Annotated in this window: 18 protein-coding genes; 4 read left to right on the top strand and 14 right to left on the bottom strand. The window is 41.9% G+C overall.

Features of this window, described 5'->3' with window-relative positions; translation table 11 throughout:
- Positions 1-45: 45 nt before the first annotated feature.
- The gene (locus tag A4U55_RS05620) at positions 46-1,194 is read right to left on the bottom strand and encodes an RluA family pseudouridine synthase (RefSeq protein ID WP_003657033.1); all 1,149 of its coding nucleotides are present in this window, start codon (positions 1,192-1,194) and stop codon (positions 46-48) included.
- A gap of 768 nt (positions 1,195-1,962) precedes the next feature.
- Between A4U55_RS05620 and A4U55_RS05615 the strand changes: the two genes are divergently transcribed.
- Complete coding sequence (locus A4U55_RS05615) at positions 1,963-5,457, top strand: Rne/Rng family ribonuclease (protein ID WP_063454114.1); 3,495 nt, start codon at positions 1,963-1,965, stop codon at positions 5,455-5,457.
- Between the two features lie 317 nt (positions 5,458-5,774).
- Here the strand turns inward: A4U55_RS05615 and A4U55_RS05610 are convergent, their stop codons facing one another.
- Positions 5,775-7,937, bottom strand: coding sequence for a malate synthase G (locus A4U55_RS05610; RefSeq protein WP_063454113.1), 2,163 nt, complete (start codon positions 7,935-7,937; stop codon positions 5,775-5,777).
- 157 nt (positions 7,938-8,094) lie between these two features.
- The gene (locus tag A4U55_RS05605; protein ID WP_003670238.1) at positions 8,095-9,693 is read right to left on the bottom strand and encodes an isocitrate lyase; all 1,599 of its coding nucleotides are present in this window, start codon (positions 9,691-9,693) and stop codon (positions 8,095-8,097) included.
- Between the two features lie 423 nt (positions 9,694-10,116).
- Between A4U55_RS05605 and A4U55_RS05600 the strand changes: the two genes are divergently transcribed.
- From A4U55_RS05600 to aat, 3 genes are all read left to right on the top strand, one after another.
- Positions 10,117-10,599 carry a chorismate--pyruvate lyase family protein gene (locus A4U55_RS05600; protein ID WP_003657036.1) on the top strand — a complete coding sequence of 161 codons (483 nt, stop codon included), beginning with the start codon at positions 10,117-10,119 and terminating at the stop codon, positions 10,597-10,599.
- A gap of 135 nt (positions 10,600-10,734) precedes the next feature.
- Positions 10,735-11,997, top strand: a complete 1,263-nt coding sequence (glyA, locus tag A4U55_RS05595) for a serine hydroxymethyltransferase (protein WP_049148588.1) — start codon at positions 10,735-10,737, stop codon at positions 11,995-11,997.
- A gap of 86 nt (positions 11,998-12,083) precedes the next feature.
- Positions 12,084-12,851, top strand: coding sequence for a leucyl/phenylalanyl-tRNA--protein transferase (gene aat / locus A4U55_RS05590; protein ID WP_063454112.1), 768 nt, complete (start codon positions 12,084-12,086; stop codon positions 12,849-12,851).
- Between the two features lie 1,015 nt (positions 12,852-13,866).
- Here the strand turns inward: aat and A4U55_RS05580 are convergent.
- The 11 genes from A4U55_RS05580 to A4U55_RS05530 all read right to left on the bottom strand — a co-directional run bounded on the left by A4U55_RS05580 (position 13,867) and on the right by A4U55_RS05530 (position 21,703).
- Positions 13,867-15,864: a DUF3987 domain-containing protein gene (locus A4U55_RS05580; protein WP_003670241.1), complete on the bottom strand. Its 1,998-nt coding sequence runs from the start codon at positions 15,862-15,864 to the stop codon at positions 13,867-13,869.
- Positions 15,861-16,064: a hypothetical protein gene (locus A4U55_RS05575; protein ID WP_003670243.1), complete on the bottom strand. Its 204-nt coding sequence runs from the start codon at positions 16,062-16,064 to the stop codon at positions 15,861-15,863. The genes A4U55_RS05580 and A4U55_RS05575 overlap by 4 nt, the downstream gene beginning before the upstream one ends.
- Positions 16,061-16,291 carry a hypothetical protein gene (locus A4U55_RS05570; protein ID WP_003657042.1) on the bottom strand — a complete coding sequence of 77 codons (231 nt, stop codon included), beginning with the start codon at positions 16,289-16,291 and terminating at the stop codon, positions 16,061-16,063. The genes A4U55_RS05575 and A4U55_RS05570 overlap by 4 nt, the downstream gene beginning before the upstream one ends.
- Positions 16,288-16,758, bottom strand: a complete 471-nt coding sequence (locus A4U55_RS05565) for a hypothetical protein (RefSeq protein WP_042510456.1) — start codon at positions 16,756-16,758, stop codon at positions 16,288-16,290. The genes A4U55_RS05570 and A4U55_RS05565 overlap by 4 nt, the downstream gene beginning before the upstream one ends.
- A gap of 33 nt (positions 16,759-16,791) precedes the next feature.
- The gene (locus A4U55_RS05560; protein WP_042510457.1) at positions 16,792-17,085 is read right to left on the bottom strand and encodes a helix-turn-helix domain-containing protein; all 294 of its coding nucleotides are present in this window, start codon (positions 17,083-17,085) and stop codon (positions 16,792-16,794) included.
- Positions 17,082-17,291, bottom strand: coding sequence for a helix-turn-helix transcriptional regulator (locus A4U55_RS05555; protein ID WP_003670252.1), 210 nt, complete (start codon positions 17,289-17,291; stop codon positions 17,082-17,084). Before A4U55_RS05555 ends, A4U55_RS05560 begins: the two co-directional genes overlap by 4 nt.
- Before the next feature lie 166 nt (positions 17,292-17,457).
- On the bottom strand, positions 17,458-18,006 hold the full coding sequence (locus tag A4U55_RS05550) for a hypothetical protein (protein WP_227513432.1): 549 nt from the start codon (positions 18,004-18,006) through the stop codon (positions 17,458-17,460).
- Positions 18,007-18,334: 328 nt separating this feature from the next.
- Positions 18,335-19,399 carry a GTP pyrophosphokinase gene (locus A4U55_RS05545; RefSeq protein ID WP_003657050.1) on the bottom strand — a complete coding sequence of 355 codons (1,065 nt, stop codon included), beginning with the start codon at positions 19,397-19,399 and terminating at the stop codon, positions 18,335-18,337.
- 75 nt (positions 19,400-19,474) lie between these two features.
- Positions 19,475-19,852 (bottom strand): type II toxin-antitoxin system VapC family toxin, encoded by a 378-nt coding sequence (locus tag A4U55_RS05540; protein WP_003657052.1) that lies wholly within the window; start codon positions 19,850-19,852, stop codon positions 19,475-19,477.
- Positions 19,849-20,085 carry an antitoxin gene (locus A4U55_RS05535; RefSeq protein ID WP_003657054.1) on the bottom strand — a complete coding sequence of 79 codons (237 nt, stop codon included), beginning with the start codon at positions 20,083-20,085 and terminating at the stop codon, positions 19,849-19,851. Before A4U55_RS05535 ends, A4U55_RS05540 begins: the two co-directional genes overlap by 4 nt.
- Before the next feature lie 301 nt (positions 20,086-20,386).
- Complete coding sequence (locus A4U55_RS05530; RefSeq protein ID WP_042510459.1) at positions 20,387-21,703, bottom strand: tyrosine-type recombinase/integrase; 1,317 nt, start codon at positions 21,701-21,703, stop codon at positions 20,387-20,389.
- Positions 21,704-21,814 lie beyond the last annotated feature (111 nt).

Genomic DNA, 21,814 nt, shown 5'->3' with positions numbered 1-21,814 from the left:
CCATCGGTTTTGCTAAGCTTTACAAATGCTTGGCTGGGCTTTATGTCAATTTGATACTGTTTTGGGTAACCACTCTGCCGTTTTTGGCAACAACTGTGCCATATCATCTGCCACGGGTGCAACAAAATTTTGTGGGCGTGTGACAGTGTGTCCATCATCATTCGTCATACCCAACTGCCAAGCGTGTAAGCACAAACGCCCAACTTTGGGTGCTAAAGGATTGTTTTGATATTTATCATCACCAAGCAGTGCATGCCCAATGTGTGCCATATGCACCCGAATCTGATGTGTGCGTCCCGTGGCAGGCATGGCAAGTACCAAACTGACAGGACAACCATCTTTTTTAAATCGTAATAAAGTTTTGATTTTGGTTAGGCTTGCTTTGGCATATTCACCAGCCTTTTGCTCGTTTAAATGGGCAACTTTGACACGGCGTTCCCCATTAGCCAATGTATAACGCAGTAACGGCACATCAATAACCATTTCATCAGCCTGAACATGACCCATCACCAAGCATAAATACCGCTTCTGTATCGTTTTTTTGCGAAATTGCTCTTGAAGGATTTTTAGGGTGCTGCGTTTTTTGGCAATCAGTAGCAGCCCTGAGGTGTCTTTATCAATCCGATGAATTAGCTCAAGGTATTTTTTACCCATAGCCAAACGCATCGCCTCAATGATGCCAAAGCTCTCACCTGAACCGCCATGCACTGCCATACCATGTGGTTTATTTAATACAATCAATCCATCATCTTCAAAAATAATACGCTCAAGCAGTCCTTTGGCAAGCTCTTCACTGATAATTGGTGCTTCACGCACGCTCAAGCGAATGGGCGCAACACGCACCACATCGCCCATATACAGCTTATCGTGTGCCTTGCACCGTTTGCCATTAATACGAATCTCATCACTGCGAATCAGTTTATAAAGATGTGAGCGAGGTAGACCTTTAAGCCTTGCCAATAAAAAGTTATCCACTCGCTGACCATCTTGATTATTCGTCACCGTCAAAAAATTCACTCGGCTAAAATCTGTAATAGCAAAATCGGCAGATTGTTGCACAGATTGCTTGGCTCTTTTAGATTTTTTGCTCAAATCGATGGGAAAAGGCTGTTTTTTTGAAGTTTTTTGTAAATTTTTCATTGTTTTGACATTTTTTAGTAGGCGTTTGGCAAAAGTTTTGGTATAGTTTATCATGTTGCAACGAAATTTTAGGATAATTTTTATTTTGACAAAGATTTATCCGATATTCATTTTGGCAAAAATTGTGGCAAATTTGCGATGACTTTGTCATCTAAGAATGTATCAATTGAAAGTTATCTATACAATGTACCACTAAGTACATTCGTGTGTTTTCATCACCTAAATTAAGTTTTAATGATAAAACTTTGATGGTAAGCTTACATTTATTCTTGAGGCTTTCATCAAGCATCAAACATGCTCTGATATCAGCCATATCAGCAAAAATACCATCTCAATACGGATGAATTTTTGCTAAAACAAGATTTTGCCATTTTTGATGCCATTTTCTATGCAACGACCAAACAACATTGACCAAGCAAATTTTTAAACTTTTGCCTACTATTGTTGCGATGCAACTTCGGTATTGATACCGTACAAGATTTTGCCAACCACCAATCCGTGGTGGCGTAATTTTGGGAACTGTTGGTTCAAAAGCACAAGACAAACTCTGCTTTTGCAAAACAATCCCCAACAAAGCCCAAAGAACATTGAGTTTTTAAAATCGGTGCAAGCGATTTTTATTTATCCAATCTTGTCTAAAAGATAAGTATCATTCAGATTGGTATCATTTTAGACAAACAACAGACATCAACAATGCCAAGACGGATAAATCTGTGACAACTTAACCCATCAAGCCCAAAGAAAACCAAGCTTGATTGATAAATCTTCGTAAACTTGATACCGATGTTGCTTAGCCTAGGCATTTTGCCCATAAGGAACATCATGAAACGCATCTTAATTAACGCCACACATAGTGAAGAAATTCGTGTTGCACTGTGCAAAGATAACCATTTATACGACTTTGACCTAGAAAATCGTACTCGTGAACAAAAAAAAGCCAATATTTATAAGGGTCATATCACTCGTGTAGAGCCTTCTTTGGAAGCTGCATTTGTTGAATATGGCTCAGCACGCCAAGGTTTTTTACCACTCCGAGAAATCGCCCCTGAATACCTAAACGGCAATACTCATGAAGACAGCATTAAGCAGCTCATCAAAGAAGGTGATGAAATCATCGTCCAAGTTGAAAAAGAAGAGCGTGGCAATAAAGGCGCTGCCTTATCCAGCTTTATTTCACTGGCGGGCAGATATTTGGTCTTGATGCCAAACAACCCCAAAGCAGGTGGCATCAGCCGTCAAATCTCAGGTAAAGTCCGTGAAGAAATGAAACAAATCATCGCAGGGCTAAACCTACCAAAAAATATGAGCGTGATTGTTCGCACAGCAGGACTTGGTAAAGGGGCTGATGATTTACAAAATGACCTTGACCATCTTTTAGATATTTGGAAATCCATCCAAGAACAAAATAAAAAACGCCCAAGCCCTTGCTTGGTACATCAAGAAGCGGGCGTGGTAACTCGTGCGGTCCGTGACTATTTGCGTGATGACATTGGCGAGGTTTGGATTGACAGTGAAAATGCTTATGATGAAGCTGCCAATTTCATCAAAGCTGTCATGCCGACCCAGCTTAGCAAACTGCGTAAATACACCGATTATGAGCCAATGTTTGCCCGTTTTGGTATTGAGCGTCAAATCGAAACCGCCTATCAGCGTGAAGTACGCCTACCTTCTGGTGGTTCTATTGTCATTGACCAAACTGAAGCTTTGGTTGCTATTGATATCAATTCATCAAAATCCACCAAGGGCTCAGATGTCGCCGAAACCGCCTATCATACCAATTTAGAAGCTGCCGATGAGATTGCTCGCCAGTTGCGTTTGCGTGATATGGGTGGTTTGATTGTCATTGATTTTATTGATATGAACGACCCACGCCACCAAAAAGATGTCGAAAAACGCCTCATCGAAGCAACACGCCATGACCGTGCCCGTGTTCAGTTTTCTGAGATTAGTAAATTTGGACTGATGCAGATGAGCCGACAACGCTTGCGTCCTTCTCTTGAGGAATCTACAGGCTATATTTGCCCTCGGTGCCACGGTAATGGCATGATTCGAGATTTGCGTTCTTTATCGCTATCTATCATGCGACAAATTGAACAAATTGCTCTCAAAGAACGCATGGGCGAAATTCAAGCTGAAGTCCCAACCGATATTGCGGCATTTTTATTAAATGAAAAACGAGAAAGTTTGGTTTATTTAGAGCAAGACAGCGGTGCACGAATCACCATTTTACCACATGCACATCTTGAAAGCCCAAATTTTAGCCTACACTTTAATCCTGATGGATTTGCTCCGTCAAGCTATGAACGCATTGCTGACACCGAAGAAAAAGAAAATATCGACCGTGGTTATGAGGTGAATTGGCAAACAGACCACGAAAAATCAGACTCAAACCGTTGGCAAAAACCTGACAATAAGCCCATCAAAAAAAATACGACCGATTCAGAACCCAAGCCAACCAAACCAGAACCTCAAGCGGTTGCATGGTTGTCAAACTTATTTGCACCAAAACCACAAGCGAAAGTTGCTGGCAGTTTAGGTACAGCAGATGCCGCTTTAGCGATTGAAGCACTGGTAAATGGCGGTGCGGTAAGCCTAGGTGCAGCAGGCCGTATGGCAAATATCCAAGCACCATCAGCTGAGCCAACCCCACGCCCCCAAGCAGAAGATAAACGCCACAAAAAATCTCGAAATGCCAAAAAAGAATCCGGCGAAGAGACCGCCGCCCAAGCCCAACCCTCTGAAAAGACAGACAAAAAAACCAAAAAAGAACGCGACAAAGAACAGTATCCAAAGCGTGAAGCAGGCTCTCGCCGAGAATCTCGTGGTGAGATTGTGCGTGGTGAGACACTTCATAAAACCGAAGAAAAAGCAGAAAAAGCGGATAAAGCTGATAAGCCCATTCGTGCCGATAAGCCCAAATCTGAAAAAACCGAAAAGCTACCACATCAAAAAGCGGCCAATCCTAAAGAAGTGGTGCTACATGTGAGCAGCATTAAAGCGGCTGAAAATAATACGCAAGTCATCCATCTTTCATTGGATGGCAGTAAGTCTACAAAACCAACAAAAGACGAAACATCAAGTGCCAAAGATGATGCCAAAATTGCACCTAAAGCAAATTCCAATCAGGCAATAAAAGCACCAAAAGAGCCGATACCTACCAAACCCAAGCACGAAGCTGAGCCGATCACACAATCAGATGAATCAGGTGAGATGAGTGCATTACATACGGTCTCTGCTACGACAGGGGTTGAGCCCAAACTGGCTGAAAAAATTCAGACACTTGCCAAATCTATGAATAAGGCTACCAACGACCCTAGAGTGGTACAAATCGCCCTTCAGCAGACACAGGCTATCAATCTCAATGCAATAACAGCAGGGGCGCTCATCTTGCGTGTCTTAGGTAAATCGGCGACAGGTAATTTTGTGAATGATTTTATCACTGCAATGACAAAAATGTCCACGCCTGCACAGTTTGATTTTGCCAACTTTGGTTATTCACCGCTGGATACAGCCACAAAAAATGAGTTTGGTAAACTAACTCAAGCGACCGCTCAAGCATCAGCGCCACAGGGCAGAACCGAGGCTATACCACGCCCAATCACACGCCGTGCTGCCAATGACCCTCGTGGTCAGCATCCTGAGTATATTGAAGCAACCAGCCCTAACAATGATCAGGTCAGCAAAACAATTGCTCAGCATTCTAATCAAGCCAGTCCTGATACTTTTGATCATGCTGTCACACCAGCCGACACCAAGCATAAGGAATCAAAGACAGTGACCGATTCTTCATCCGACTCAGATAACAGCCAACTTAGCAAAGCTGATGATGCGGTTGAACATCAAACCAATGATGCCATTGATGCTACAACGCTGGCTGCAGAGCAAATCTCTGATAGCATTGGCGACACCGTCAGTAAGACAATGGCTGATATCTCAACCGTCGTATCAGAAGCGGCTGATGATACTGCTAAAATGGCAGATTTGGATACTCATAACCAAGTGAAACCTGAAAGTGGTAAAGACAAAAAAGTCAGCCAAATCAAAGAGATCACCGCTGACCAAAAAACCGAACGCAAGACCAAGGCAAATAGCTATAAAGATATGATTGAAAATGTCGCAGGTCAGCTACAACCTCAGGTTGGTATTTTAAATCTGATGGCAACTAAACCTGCCAAAGTGTCCAAACCAGCCAAAACAAGAGCACCTAGAAAGCCAAGCAAAAAACCAACCAAGGTAGAAGTGCGTAAGTTATCTAAGCCTGTGGAGCCTTCTGAGTCTTCTCCTGCTAAATCAGCAGATGATTCAGCCAACAATTAATCCACATCAAATATTTGCACAAAAAAAGCACCATGAATCTACATGGTGCTTTTTTTATATTTTGGTTTCAAATGCTTAAAACGCATCAACATCAGAGCGATATTTTTTATTGAACATACGCAAAATCACCCAGTTTTTAGTGCCTATTTTTGTTTGGTCAAAAAAAGATATCCATCATTTCAAATGCTCATTTATTTGGTAATTGACAGATAGTCTTAAATAATATTAAGCGTATTAATATTTAACGCCATTCAAATACCAAACCGCTTTTCACGACTGCATGAAAAGCGGTTTTAGTCGGATGAATGGATTAATCATCAGTCGCCTTGATAACCTTTTAGTTTTAATCTTGCCCTATGTAATAGCGGCTCGGTATAGCCAGATGGTTCGGTCGCTCCTTTAAAGATAAGCTCGGCGGCGGTTTGAAAGGCAATGTTGTTATCAAAATCAGATGACATTGGGCGATAGATGGGGTCGGATGCGTTTTGTTCATCAACAACTTTTGCCATGCGTCTTAGGGCACCCCACACCTCATCGGCGGTTACGATACCGTGAACCAGCCAGTTGGCGACATGCTGAGAGGAGATACGCAAAGTGGCACGGTCTTCCATCAGTCCCACATCATTGATATCAGGCACTTTGGAACAACCCACGCCCAAATCAACCCAACGCACCACATAACCTAAGATGCCTTGGCAGTTGTTTTCAAGTTCACAGCGTTTTTGTTCTGCTGTCCAATTGGTATCGGTGGCAAGAGCAATGGTCAATAAATCATCAAGACTTGGTATGGCAAGGCGTGCCAATTCTTCTTGGCGTTTTGTAACATTGCATTTGTGATAATGAATGGCATGAATCACCGCCCCGCTTGGCGATGGCACCCATGCACAGCTTGCCCCAGCTTGTGGATGCTCAATTTTGGTGCGATACATATCGGCAAGCTCATCAGGCTTTGGCCACATGCCTTTACCAATTTGAGCCTTACCACGCAGTCCTGCATTAAGACCGATTAAGACATTGCGTTTTTCATAGGCATGAAACCAGATTTGCTCTTTAATCTCACCCTTACGCACAAATGCCCCTGCATGCATGGCGGTATGAATCTCATCGCCTGTTCTGTCCATAAAGCCTGTGTTAATAAAAATCGTCCGCTCATAAGCTTGGGCGATACAGTTTTTTAGGTTGGCAGAGGTTCTACGCTCTTCATCCATGATGCCCATTTTTAGGCTATTTTTGGGCAAGCCAATGGCTTTTTCGGCACAAGAGAACAGCTCGGCAGCAAACGCCACCTCTTGTGAACCGTGCATTTTTGGCTTGACAATATACATTGAACCTGTACGAGAGTTACGCAAGGTATTTTCACCACGAATGTCAATGGCACAGAGCATGGGCGTGATAAGTGCATCCATCATCCCCTCAAAAATCTCCTCGCCACCCACCAAGATGGCAGGATTTGTCATCAAATGCCCCACATTGCGAAGTAGCATGAGTGAACGCCCATGCAGAGTTTGGGTATTGCCATTTAGGTCAGTATAAGTGCGGTCAGCATTTAGCGTACGGGTGATGGTTTTACCATTTTTTTCTAAGGTCTCAGACAAATCACCTTTCATAAGACCCAGCCAGTTGCGATAGCCCTCCACTTTTTCTTCGGCATCTACCGCCGCCACAGAGTCCTCCAAATCTTGAATGGTGGTAACGGCAGATTCTAGCAGTATATCCTTAACCCCTGCTTTGTCATCTTTGCCAATGATACTGTGTGGGTCAATCTGGATGATAACATGTAAGCCGTTGTTTTTTAATATGATTTCGCTCGGATTGTCAGGCACGCCATTATAGCCTACCACTTTATTTTCTGTTAAAGTGCTCCAAGATTTGCCCATATTGGCAGATAATTGACCGTCTTTTATGGCATAAGATATGACATCAGCGTGTGAGCCGTCCACAAGCGGGAAAGTTTCATCAAGAAAATTTTTGGCAAATGCGATGACCTTTGCCCCACGCACAGGATTATAGCCCTTACCTTTTTCAGCACCGTCCGTTTCTGCGATGATATCAAAACCGTATAACGCATCATAAAGCGACCCCCAACGGGCATTGGCGGCATTTAGGCAATAGCGGGCATTACGCACAGGCACGACAAGCTGGGGCCCTGCCATGGTGGCAATCTCCTCATCGACATTTTCGGTGGTGATGGTAAAATCTGCAACCTCAGGTTCAAGATAGCCAATTTCGCTTAAAAATTGCTTATATGCACCCAGCTCATAAACATGATTTTTGTGCCAATCGTCAATCTTGGCTTGCAATTTCTCACGATGGGCAAGCAAGGCTTTATTTTTTGGGGTCAAGTCAAGCACCACTTGCTCAAAATTTCTCCAATAAGTATCACTGTCAAGTTTGGCGATAGGTAAGGCTTCATTTTCAATAAAATCAAATAAAATCTTGTCAATGGCAAGCGAGCCTTTGATGATGCGTTGAGTGGTCATAATTTTATCCTTAAAATGATTTGAGATGTTGGGGCATGGTCTGTACTTTATATGCCAAAATACCTTGAAACAATCTCTTGAAACAATGTCTTGAAATTTTAAATAAAAACGGTGTTGTGCCTTAACAGCAAAACACCGTTTTTTTATTTGATGGGTATTAACCGCCAAATTGGTTCATGGTGTTCTTACTTGCATCGCCCGCTTTTAGGGCGTTTTCACCTGAGAAAATCTCTTTGTGGTCATCGCCAATGTCAGAGCCTGCCATGGCTTGGTGTTTCACGCAAGCGATACCATCACGAATCTCTTTACGCTGCACACCAGCGACATAGGCAAGCATGCCCTCATCGCCAAAGTAGCCTTTGGCAAGCTCATGGGTAGATAAAGCGGCAGTGTGATAAGTGGGTAATGTGATGAGATGGTGAAATACGCCAGCTTCACGGGCAGCATCTGCTTGGAAAGTACGGATTTTTTCATCAGCATCATAAGCAAGCTCACTGTCATCATATTGGGCATCCATGAGCTTATCACGGTCATAGCCTGATAAATCACGACCTTCATCCGCCCAGCGGTCATAGGCTTGTTGGCGGAAGTTGATTGTCCAGTTAAACGATGGTGAATTGTTGTACACCAATTTGGCATCTGGTACTTGTTTTTTGATGTCATTGACAAATCTTGCAATGCCCGCCACATCTGGGGTTGGGGTCTCAATCCAAATCATGTCCGCACCGTTTTGTAGCGATGTGACACAATCTAGCACCACACGCTCATGCTGCGTGCCTTCACGGAATTGATATAGACCCGATGGCAGACGAGTTGGGCGGTGTAGCTTGCCGTTACGCTTGATAAGAATTTCATCTTCTTTGGCTTCACTGATGTCAATCTCGGTGGTCTGTAAATAGCTGATGTATTTACTCGCCAAATCGCCCGCTTCACGGCTGACTGGGATTTTTTGGGTCAAATCAGCACCCTCTGAGTCGGTACGGGCCACAATCACGCCCTCATCCACGCCAAGCTCTAAGAACGCATAACGCACGGCGTTAATTTTTGCCAAAAAGTCTTCGTGTGGTACAGTCACTTTACCCGCTTGATGCCCACATTGCTTAGCATCTGACACCTGATTTTCAATTTGAATGGCACAAGCACCCGCTTCAATCATTTGTTTGGTTAATAAATAGGTTGCTTCTTCGTTACCAAAACCTGCATCAATGTCAGCGATGATTGGCACAACATGGGTTTCAAAGTTGTCAATTTTCGCTTCAATTTCTTTGACCTTTGCCTCATCGCCTGCTTGCTCTGCTTGTTGCAAGGCACGGAATAAATCATTTAGCTCTTTGGCATCTGCTTGACGAAGAAAAGTATAAATCTCTTCAATGAGTTTTGGTACGGCGGTTTTTTCGTGCATGGATTGGTCAGGCAATGGACCAAATTCAGAACGCAATGCAGCAACCATCCAGCCTGATAGGTAGATGTAGCGTTTGCTGGTAGTGCCAAAGTATTTTTTGTTGGCAATCATCTTTTGCTGGGCGATAAATCCATGCCAACAGCCAAGGGATTGGGTGTATTTTGAGTTATCAGCATCATACTCTGCCATATCACGACGCATGATGCTTGCGGTGTATTTGGCGATATCAAGACCTGTTTTAAAACGGTTTTGGACAACCATACGAGCGGCATCTTCTGGGCGGATGGCGTCCCAATAATTACCTAATTTGGCTTTAACAGAGCGAACATGTTCTAGGGCTGATTGGTAGGTCATTACTAACTCCTTTTAATTTGACAACTCAATAAATGTCTTATGACAAGATAGCACATTATGTGCCTAGTCGCTGATGAATGGGTGATTTTAGGGTTAACTAAAGTTACCTATTAAAGTTACCTGTCATCTAGCTGTTATATACAGCATACCCAAAATAATGCGATTAATCCAATAGCCTTGACCAATGTTCACCATTTTTAAAATAAATGGATATAAAATTATCATTAAATTTTCAAATAAATAAAATTATATGGTTGCTATGTCTTGATTTATATCAGATTTTTTAAGTTATCTATCACATTTTATAAATTATCATCATAAGATATTCTTGATAATCCACCCAATAAAGCTTGCTAAATTTGTCTTTCTTGGCTATTTTTATGCTAAAATTGTACACTTGTACCGCCAATAGATGATGATTTCATGCCAATGGATGAGATATTAGACCACCTGCCTCCAAAACTTGCCGATTTTGTATTTACTCAAGGGTCGTTAACGGCACGATTAGAAGCACACTCAAAAAAACCCCTAAAGGTTGAAATCATCCATCAAGGCTATCAGCCACTCACCTTTGCCCAAAAATCACAACTGGGACTGCCCCTAAATCGCCCACAAATGGCTTGGGTACGCAGTGTCAAGTTATACGGTGATGCGGACGCTTGGGTGCTTGCCAAAAGTATTTTTCCTTTGTCATCACTGACAGGTTCATTAGCACGCCTAAAAGCACTGGGTGCAACGCCCATCGGATATGTTTTGTTCAAAAAAAGGCAACAACTGCCAATTAAGCGTCATTTTTATCGGTATGATGGTCAAATTGGTCGGCAAACAGTTTATGATATCAATGGGCGTAAAATCTTGATTGATGAGCTATTTTTGGCAGCTTTTCAAGCATCTTTTGACCAATGACAGCACAGATACCGTCAAGATAAAATTCAGTTATTTTGTGTAATCAATGAAAAATAGGCACCGCCCTAGTGAATATTGGGCAAGTATGCTAAACTAATCTTGACTTTTTATTCTCCCACCAAACAAGGAAAATTCATGTTTAAAGAAATTTCGCTACATCAATACGACCCAGAATTGGCAACACAAATTGATGCCGAAACCAAACGCCAAGAAGATCATATTGAGCTTATCGCATCAGAAAATTACTGCTCACCTGCTGTCATGCAAGCCCAAGGCTCAACCTTAACCAATAAATACGCCGAAGGTTATCCAAAAAAACGCTACTATGGTGGTTGTGAGCATGTTGATGCCATCGAGCAAATTGCCATTGACCGTGCCAAAGAACTGTTTGGTGCTGATTATGTCAATGTACAACCACATTCAGGTTCAAGTGCCAACAGTGCGGTATTTCTGGCATTACTTGAGCCAAATGACACTGTACTTGGTATGAGCTTAGCACATGGTGGTCACCTAACCCATGGGGCATCTGTCAATTTTTCAGGACGCAATTATCATGCGGTTCAATATGGATTGGACACCGAAACTGGCTTGATTGATTATGAAGAAGTCGCCCGCCTAGCCCGTGAGCATAAGCCCAAAATGATCATTGCAGGTTTTTCAGCATACAGCCAAATCATTGACTGGCAAAAGTTCCGTGACATTGCCGATGAGGTAGGCGCATATTTGATGGCGGATATGGCACATGTTGCAGGTCTTGTGGCAACTGGCATTTACCCAAGCCCTGTACAAATTGCCGATGTCACCACCACAACCACTCATAAGACACTGCGTGGTCCACGCTCTGGTTTAATTTTAGCCAAAGCCAATGAAGAGATTGAGAAAAAATTGGCATCTGCTGTTTTTCCAGGTAGTCAAGGCGGTCCGCTGATGCATGCTATCGCCGCTAAAGCTGTTTGCTTTAAAGAGGCAATGAGTGATGATTTTCAGAGCTATCAAAAGCAAGTCATTATCAATGCCAAAGCGATGGCAGAGGTTATCCAAAGTCGTGGCTATGAAATTGTCTCTGGTGGCACCAAAAACCATCTGATGCTTATCAGCTTAATCAAACAAGGCATCACTGGTAAAGAGGCGGACAAATGGCTTGGCGATGCTCACATTACTGTGAACAAAAATTCTGTGCCAAATGACCCAAAATCACCATTTGTAACAAGTGGTATCCGCATTGGTACGCCTGCCGTTACCACGCGTGGCTTTGGTGAAGCTGAGGTTCGTGAATTGGCTGGCTGGATTTGTGATGTTTTAGACGCACGAGGTGATGAAGCAGTCTTAGCAGCAACGCGTGAAAAGATTTCCCAAATTTGTAACAAATTGCCTGTTTATGAGCGTAATGTGGCATAATATTCGCTGATCATATTTCTAAAGTCGCTCAATCTTGAGCGGCTTTTTTCAACATACAATTCTCATAAAGTTTGTATCATTTCATCATGAATCATATCGATAATTCAAACACACTAAGCAATCTGCATAAACTGGCTGATGCCTGCTTGTATGATTTTCGCCCACCAGCAGACAAGCTGCGTACACATGGTTTTTTGGGTGCAGGGGGCGATTTGACAGTGTCAACACTATTACACGCTTATCGTTCTGGTGCCTTTCCTTGGTTTGATGAAGACGAGCCAATCTGCTGGTGGTCGCCAGAGATACGCTGCGTCATTACACCAAATGACTTTTATCCCAGTAAATCACTGATACGCACAGCCAAAAAGCAGCCTTGGACCATCACCACCAATGCTGATTTTGAGGCAGTGATAAATGCGTGTCGTGCGCCTCGCCGTGATACCTTTCAGACTTGGATTCATGATAATATGGTTTTGGCGTATCGACAGCTATTTAAAATTGGTGCGGCGGTAAGTATAGAAGTTTGGGCAGGCATGCCATATGACAGCGAGCTGATCGGAGGTTTATACGGCGTGAGTTTTGGTTCGATATTTTGTGGAGAAAGTATGTTTCACAGGCGTAACGATGCCTCAAAAATTGCCTTTTGGGCATTGATGCACTGGGCAAATCAATACGGCATACAGCTCATAGATTGCCAACTTGAAAATCCGCATTTAAGACACCTTGGGGCAAATTTGATGCCAAGAGATGAGTTTTTGGAGTTGCTAAAACACCTTGTCATGACGCCGTGCTTGGGAATTTCTGGCAATTTAATGCAAATATCTTGCATTGATTTGGTGAATTCATCCAAATAATTTAGATTTATTCAAATAACTATTTAACATATTCAGCTAAGACAACCCCCATAAGCTCATAAAAAAAATCCCACATCGGTAATAAGCGATATAGGATTTTCAGAGTTTGGCGGTGACGGAGAACTACAAACCCTAAGTATAAGTTATTGATTTTAAACAATTCCTTTTTTTAGTAAATTTTTTTACTGTCAATTTTACCGTTATTATCCAAAGTCACCCCTAAAAATCGCCATTTTTGCCCCTTTTTTACCTTTTCTTGATACTGCCCAAAACTTTTAATTTTGCGGTCGTAAAAATTTGGATAAGGGGGCGGTGCTACAAGACAATCTTTCCAAACTTTTTACCCGCCCCTAGCCATGCTTTTTAGTTGGTTGTTTCATTACTGGGATAACGCTTTCATCAAATCCGCCATCAAATCTACAGAATTTTGATTTGGATCATGTGGCTTTGGTTTATCCAATCCCAGTAACTTAGCTGTAGCCCCACACAATGCCTACACTGCCAATAACGGCTAAAATAAAATACACTTGCACGCCTGCCACACTTACAGACAAACCATTTACGGTAACCGCCATAATTACACGCTGTGGTGGCTAATCTTAAGCGGGTTTGTTTTTGATAATCACTGATTTTAAGCTTGGGTAAATCATCTAGGCTTGATTGTAGGGCAAGTTTTGGCATAATCTAAATCATTAAGCAATTTGTTATATTGTACCATCTTTCATAGGGTTGTTTTATTCTCTTACGATACTGGTCACAAAAGTCGTAAGCTGTCGTATTTCCTGACTATTATATATAACTGTAGTTGTATATACATATATGTATTTAAATATGAGTAAATCTATCTTTTTACCAATCGAAATTTAAAAATAAAATAAAAAACAGTGATTTTGGGGAAAGTGGGAAAGTGGCAGGCGATAAGCTTTGGTATATAAGGCTTTGCAAGTTTTCCCCCTATTGGGAAAGTAGGGGAAACTGGGGAAAGTATCAAACCATCCCCAATTTGGCACATCAGCTAAGGCAGTAAGATGGGGTTAAAAAATACCGTCTTTGGCTGTCCTTGTACGACGATATAATAATGACTTTCCAAGCTATCGGTGGCGTTCTCCAAGATTTCTTTTTTCCTTAACTTTTTGGGCGTGATGGCGCTTTGCATATCGGCATAAAGTATGTAGCTCATTTGATGCTTGGGTATATATTTGTCGGCAAACCATTCAAGCACAGTTTGAGCATCTGACTTTTCATCATCTTTGCCATAGTTTATAAATTCTCTGACGGAGTGCCACACCAGTTTAAATGCACCGTCCAAGTATTGACTACTTAGCTTGGTAGCACCATCATAAAAGGCAAGCAAGGTGGCAATTCGGCTGGCGTTCTCTGCCATACGGTTTGCCACTTCTTTAGCAGTCTTTAGCTCGCCTAGTATCTTACATTCTATGGACTGCTGAAAATTGGCTAAGTGTTGTTTTGCACCATCAGCAAAGGGCATATTAAACCGCCCCTTGTCATCAGTGGGTAGCTCGCCATCAGTAAATGGATTATGCCCTGAGGGTAATAAATCCTGCATCAAGTAGCCACATCTTGTCCAATAGCCTTTTAATACGCTGTCGGTATATTCATCTTGGCTTAGCCTATCTTTACTGCTCCAATCACGAAAGCCCACTAAGGACGGCTCGGCAGTGAATAAAAAGCGTGCTAATAATCCTTGTTCTGCCATTAAACGATCTTTCAATACTGGTTCAAGGATTACACGCTGACCACTTAGGCAGAATGTTAATCTACAGTCATACGCCACGCCCTTTATGGCGTTTTTGCTATGTATTGAGCGTTTGCGTCTGACCGCTCCGCCACTGTATAGGCTTGTGATATTGCCCATCGCACTGCCTGCGGTATCTGATTTCATGGTATGACCACCAAAAAACTTCGCCGCCTCATCGGTTCGCCATACCAAATTATTAAGCTCTCCCATCACAAACCTATCTAAAGCTGGCTCAATGGTGGCATCATCTAAGATAAAATCAGGATCGTTGGGTTCTGGATTTTCCATTAGCCATGTTGCACGATCTTTAGGCTTGATACTGGCTAATTCTGCTTGCCATTGGTTTAGCTCGTCGCGATATGCTTTTTGAGCATTTTTTATGTGCTGATCGACGGCATGATATGCCAAATCTTGTAGTTTGGATTTACCGCCTCCGCTTTCGCCCTCGGTTAATAAAAATAAACTACTTGGCTTATAGGTGTTGCCCAATGGTGCATTTACCCTAGATTGTCCGATGGTGGATAATACGCCCAAAACTGCCATACCTGCCCATGATAAAGGCGTTTGAGTGTAATACGCCAACATCTTGACCACATCACTCAAAGGCTCGCCAAACGCCTCTACAGGATAGGGATTATCATAAGATTTGGCAGGCTCTAGCGGTATGGGCGTTCTCCATTGAATGAGGCTAACGCTCGCCACGCTGAAAAAATCGGCATCAAGTAAGGCGTTAGGCGTCTGGCTTGGTCTGCTGATCGATGCGTAAATATTGGCATTAATTTTATTGACCAATTGGTCAATCAGATCATCTTTTTTATCCGCTGTACAATACACTTTCATTGGTTGGTAGTGACCAAAGGCGATCGCCAATAAGGGTAATTTGTCGGCAAATTTATCAGGCAAGGCGATGATGCAAGGATTTTCACCCTGCATCAGAATATGGCGATAGATGACCTCGCCATCGTCCACGCCTGCGATAACATGATAGCTGGTAGCAGAATGTAGATCGCCAATGATGACGGCATGATTATCCCAAGCGCTCAAAGTGTGATGATAGGCATGATCATAAATAAACGCATTGGCAAGCCTGCCTTTGGCATCGTGCATCAGCAGGCAAGGCGTTTGGTTGTATAATCTACCGTTTAGCTCGGCATTGATAACACGCCATTTATCACCTTTGTAGATCTCTAGTGGGATGGCATCAGGTGGCAGGCGTGATAAATCATTCAATAGTGCATAAATATCAATTTTCATTCATCACCCCAAGTAAAAAAATATCCTTTCACTCTTAAAATGTCATGGTGCGGATAATCTATTTGTAATTGCTCGGCAAAGACTTGGGCATCTGATTTGTCATCAAACATTCGATAAATGCCTAACGCTTGGCACTCAATCCCATAATTTACTTGTGGGGCGATTTGTTCTTGGCTGTTTAGCTCGTGATATTTTTTCATCTAAACGCCCCCTTGGAATATTCATCATCTAGCACTTTGTAGCCATCATTTAGATATTGGCAAGCAGTTTCTAGCTCTTTCCACATAACAAAGGTTAGCGATCTGATGCGCTCTATTTCTTTGGGATCAGCCTCACGCAAAATCCCAAAGATATTATTTAAATCTTCCATGATCGATTTTGCACTTTCAATGTTGGATAGTGCGCTGATTAATTTATCTTGTTTCATAGTGCACCCCCTGCAATAGCAAGCACAATCACAATGGCAGTGGAAATAACGCCAATGATAGAAAACGCCATGACAACACCAATGGCAAAAGATTGGGCTGGGGATAATCTGGTAAGGGTAAATAGCAGATGGTTCATTTGTGGGTTTCCTTTTCGTTTAGTTAGCTTTACCACCCATGATAAAGGGTGGCAGGTTTCAACTACCGCGAAAAGACGGCTGGGGCTATTTCCTTTCGGTCTTGTATTTACCCCTATCAACCCGCCATAACTGGTGATACTGTCCGTATCTTGTAATGACGATATATTTACACCTGTGGCACTGTTATCGCTAACAGTAGGCGTAAAAATAGCCAAAGGATGACGGCTTGGCTTTACCGCTTTTCGTTTAGTAGTATGGGTATTTTGCCACAAATTGCCAATTAAGGCAATCGATGATAATTCATGATGGTATCTTTGTTGTTTAATCATGTTATAATATCCTTGCTAGTAAGTTTTGCCCTGTCATCTGATGATGGGGCAATTTTTATGGCGTATTGGGCGAACCGTCTTAGCGGTGTTTTTCATGCTGATTTGGTCTTTAAGGCTGGTGATATAGTCACGATCTAGCCAATATTGAGCACACCGCTTGCCATTGGGTAGCTCAATCAGTTTGGATTGAATTGGCTTGCCATGCGTATTTTTAAGCTCGTACACCCTAGCCGCTAACGAAAAACACCCAAACCGCTCTAAAGCCTCCAGTGGCGTAATCGTATTGCCTGCCATCAAATAATCTAGGATTTGTTGGTTTTGGGTCATTGGTTTTGCTCCCATGCAATTGGATCAGTAAGCCAAGCGTGGATATCTTGGTTTCGCCAAGCAGTGCAATTTGTACCAAATCGGACGGGCTGGGGGAACTTGCCACTTTTGACTTTTCGCCAAAGGGTCGATTTGCTAAAAGGCAAAAGCGGTAAAATGTCTTTGGCTCGGCTCATGCCTTGAGTAGGTAGTGTAGGTTCTGTCATGGTCTTACTCCCAAGTTGGTTAAAATTATCCGCTATACTGTCATGCGGTGCTTGGGGGTATGATAAGGGGTAGGTAGGGGTTGGAATAAGGCTAAATAGCCCAAAAAAAGGGGCTAAATAGCCCCAAATTATTTGTTTTTGTCGTGATGCAAGGTGTTAATCTCGTTTAGCCATTTGGCGATTGTTTCCCTTGTGATTGGTACGTTGTACCTTGTAGTAAGGTTTTCCAAGGTGTTATTGCCCCTTTGGTTGTGCCATCTATGCTGTAATTATGTTCAAGTAATAAGGCATATAAAAGCTTGGTTACCGCTTTTTTGCTTGTACCTGTTAGCTCCATATCAGCAGGCGTGCTACGCTCATTAAGTTGGCGTTCAAGTTCAGCGATACGCTCATCTTTAGCTTTTTGTTCTTTATTGTTTTGTTCTGCTCGCATTAACGACTGTTGCAATCTTTCATTTTCTACTGTCAATGCGTCTAGTTTGGCGGTTAATGATAAATAATTTTCATGGCTGATTGGCTGTACTTTGTTAATTTCCACAGATGAAAACAAAGTTTTTGGCATATCGTTAGGGTGATGCTCTTGGATATACTCCTTTAAGTCATTAATCATGATTGTTCGTCTTGGGTAGGCAATATGCCCTATATCCTTTATATAATGACCTTTACCGCCATCACGCCCCATCTTTAATAAATTATTCTCAAATGCTTCATTCAATACCCTGCATCTTGGTTCTACACAAGAAATATAAGGGTGTTGGTATATTGTGCTAGCTACACCGCTATCGCCCTTTGGTCTGCAATCCTTGATGAAATTTGGTATATGTTCTTTAGCAACACCACACCAAATTAATGCGCTTTCCAAAATTGTTAATGCTGAAAAGTGATTAATTAAGTGTTCACATTGGTTAAATTGGTCATAGTTTGGCAAAAGTCCCATCTCTCATACCTTATTCATACCTTACCAATAAAAGATAGCAGGCGTGGCGGTCTAAGGTATGAAAAATAACCGCTGTTCGGTAGCTACTCCTAGCCTGCTAAAAAGATTAATTCAATTTTTTTATGTCTGCAATCTGCTGTTCATTTAGCTTATCGCAAATCTTGGTTAGGCTCTTAATAAAGTCTTGGGTATCTAAAAAGTAGTTTGGATAAGCTTTTTTGACTTGCTTTAAATTACCTGCTGATATTAGCACTACTTCAATATGCGGTATGTCTTTGGTTTCCATCTCACGGGCTTTGTAGAACATTTCTGCCAGTGCCAACTGCTTTTGATTAAACGCCAGTAGATTTACTGTGTGTTTTTCGCTGTCTAGCTCCATTAAATGATATTCGCCATTATCATTACTGCTTTCAATGTGTTTAGCGGTAATGATTAGCCCTTTTAATTTGCTAAATATTTGTAACGCTTGTTCAATATCTTTTAGCTCTTTAGCAATGGTGTGAATGTCCACGCCTGCCAGTTCTTTTAATATGGGTTGTTTTTCATCATAGGCAAACAAAGCACTAGCCAATTTAAAAAAGCGTTTAAACTCATCTGTGCCTTGCCCTGTCTTAAATGATGACTTTTCTAATATGCCCAATGTTTCAACGGCGGTTGCCCATGCGTGCTGTTTTTTGGTGCGTATCTGTAATTCAATAAATAAGCCGTTTAATTGGGGGTTGTCGTGGCTGTGATATTTAAATACTTGGTGTAAACTACGGTAGCCATCATCTTTGGGTGTGGCGATATAGTCCGCTGGTGGCACTAACGGGGTGTGCTGGTGTCTACCGTTTATCAATGATTGATGCAGTCTATACACATCATCAACATTGCCTAACACCACTCTAAGCCCCCCGATGTCCTGCATTCTTGACAAATCCATATTGGGAAAGCGTTGTAATTTGGTGATGATAGATGGTGTGCGTTTTAGGCGTTGTGCAATAATGGGGCTTTTAAAGCCTAATTTTTTCACTCTGTTTCTTAGCAAGGCTTTAAAAGTATTAATAGGGTAGGTGTGTAATGAACGCCATTTAGATAGTATCGCCATGCTATCTATAAATTCTTGTCCTTGGGCGTTTTTGGCTAGGGCTTTACCTGCCTTTTGTACTTGTTTTTTACTTGGAATATCCATAAATTTTGCCTTTATCGTACCTGTTATTAAAATGGTAGTTCAGACTTAAACTGTGAATGAGAGTATTTACATGGCTCACGCCTGCACCCAATTCTCCAAGCTTACCCCATACCGCTCAAAATCTTTGGTATTGTTGGTTACTAGGGTTAATTGGTGAGCTTTGGCATGGCAAGCAATCAGCGTGTCAAAACTGGCTTTGTGGTTGGCGGTTTTCATATATTCACCAAAACATACGGCAGATTTTTCATCAAACGGCAGTACCTGAAGTAAGCCACGCAAACGCTCAAACTCTGCTTTAGGCTCGTACTTATCCAAGCCTCTTAATAGCTCCGCCCATGTGATCGCACTAATGGCAACTTCGCCCACATGACAACTGGCAAAACGATCTAGCACGCTTTTTGGCTGGTGTTTTAAAAGATAAATACAAATATTGGTATCAAGCAGATATTTCACCAGTCACGCTCCACATCATCTAAATCCATGCGTTCAAATTCATCACTCATCTTATCGCCCAAGGCTTTAAAAATCTGTGGCACTTCACCTAAGGTGGTGACTGGTCTAATAGTGATCACGCCATTTTCTTTACTAAGAATTAATGGGGTGTTGGCAGGATAGGCAAACTCTTTGGGCAATCTTACCGCTTGAGAATTACCCGCCATGATTGGCTTGGTGTGTATGGTTGGCATGATGATCCCCTAAGTAATGATTATTTGTAGTTACATTATAAGGGCTTTTATCAAGTATAACAAGGTCAAAGGGCTGCCCAAAGGCATTAGATGGCGTTAGATTGTCGTTGTCTAATTAGATTTTGTCAATCTAAAACGATCTAATCTACAAATCAGCCTGTCAAAATGTAGCGGATTTTAAAAGGTGTTGGGCTAACTTTCCCTACTTTCCCCTACTTTCCTAGCAGGGGGAAAGCTTGAAAAGCATTGGTATTAAAGGCTTTGCGTGGGTTACTTTCCCACTTTCCCCTTTTTTAGGTTTTTATATTTTAAACGCCAATACTGCGTTTATCTGCTCATCTGTCAAACCCAAGTCATACAATTTTTTTCTATCGCCATCTAATTGGGTGCGTGCCTGTTTGTAAGTTTCAAATTTGCCATCTTTTACCAAGTCCAAAAAGTCTGCCCATCCTTGCATGATCTCAAATCGTTTATCTAAATGCTTAGAATGGTCATATACCCCTTTAATGCCCTGTTTTACTTCATGGTGTAATTGTAGTTCAATGGCATCACTAGAATAGCCAAGCTCGTTTAAATGCGTACTACCAATGTGCCTAAACCCATGCCCCGTTTGCATACCACCATAGCCAAGATTTTTTAGGGCGTTAGTAACAAAGTTTTCGGAGTAAGGTTGTTGTTTGCTTTTGTTATAAAATACATAGTCATATTCACCCGTAAAAATCTCAAGCGTGCGTAAAATTTCTATCACCTGATGAGATAGTGGCACAATGTGCTTTTTATTTTTCTTAAGCGTGACTATATCCACATTCCAAATTTTATTTTTCCAATCTATATCCTGCCATCTCATTAAACGCATTTCTTGGGTTCTGCATAAAGTATAAGCCAAAAACTTCATAGCTAGCTTGGTTTGCTCGTTACCATGATAGCCATCAATATCATTTAGCAGGCGTGGCAAGGTAAAAATATCTACATGCTTATAATGGTGTGTTACGCCCTTGGGATAATCATCCTTTAGGTTGGCTGATACCACTTCAGCGATCAAATTATCATTAACGGCAGCTTTAAGCACACGATTAACCAAGTCAATGGTACGCCTTGTAAGCTCTCTTGGTGGTAAACCATCATTATGCTTTCTGCTTTCGATACGCTCGGCAATGGCTCTAATGTCCTTTTTGGTAAGTTCAATTAGTGGCTTATCACCAATCATGGGCAACACATCACGATTTAATTTTGATACCTCTTCTTTATAGGTGGCGGGCTTAATCTCGCCTTGTCGTTTGGCAAGATAAACAGTAATAAAATCACCAAAAGTTTGTAAGGCTTGTTTTTCTTGCTTGGCTTGATCATAAAACTGTTTGGGATCTATACCCTTAGCAATTAAAGCCTGTATTTCTTTGCGTTTTTGTCTGGCATCAATCAATGATAAGGCAGGATATCGCCCTAGCGTATAAGTATTTGCCTTGTCATTTAGCTTATATTCCACACGCCAAGACTTCAGCCCCTTTGGACTGATCGCTAAATACAAGCCATCACCATCATAATAACGGTTATTTTTGCCTGCACTGTATTTGGCTTTGTCGATTTGGGTAGCGGTAAGAGGTTTGGTTTTTCTTGCCATAACAGTAAAAAATCCTGACCAATTTTTGTGATCTTGCTAGTAAACAGTAAAAAAATAAGGGTAAAAAATTATTTTACTGTCAATTTTACTGTCATTATCTTGGGCTTGCAA

This window comes from Moraxella catarrhalis, assembly GCF_001632285.1.
Taxonomy (GTDB): domain Bacteria; phylum Pseudomonadota; class Gammaproteobacteria; order Pseudomonadales; family Moraxellaceae; genus Moraxella; species Moraxella catarrhalis.
Note: the sequence above shows the minus strand (reverse complement) of the source record. Positions and strands in the feature narration are given on the sequence as shown.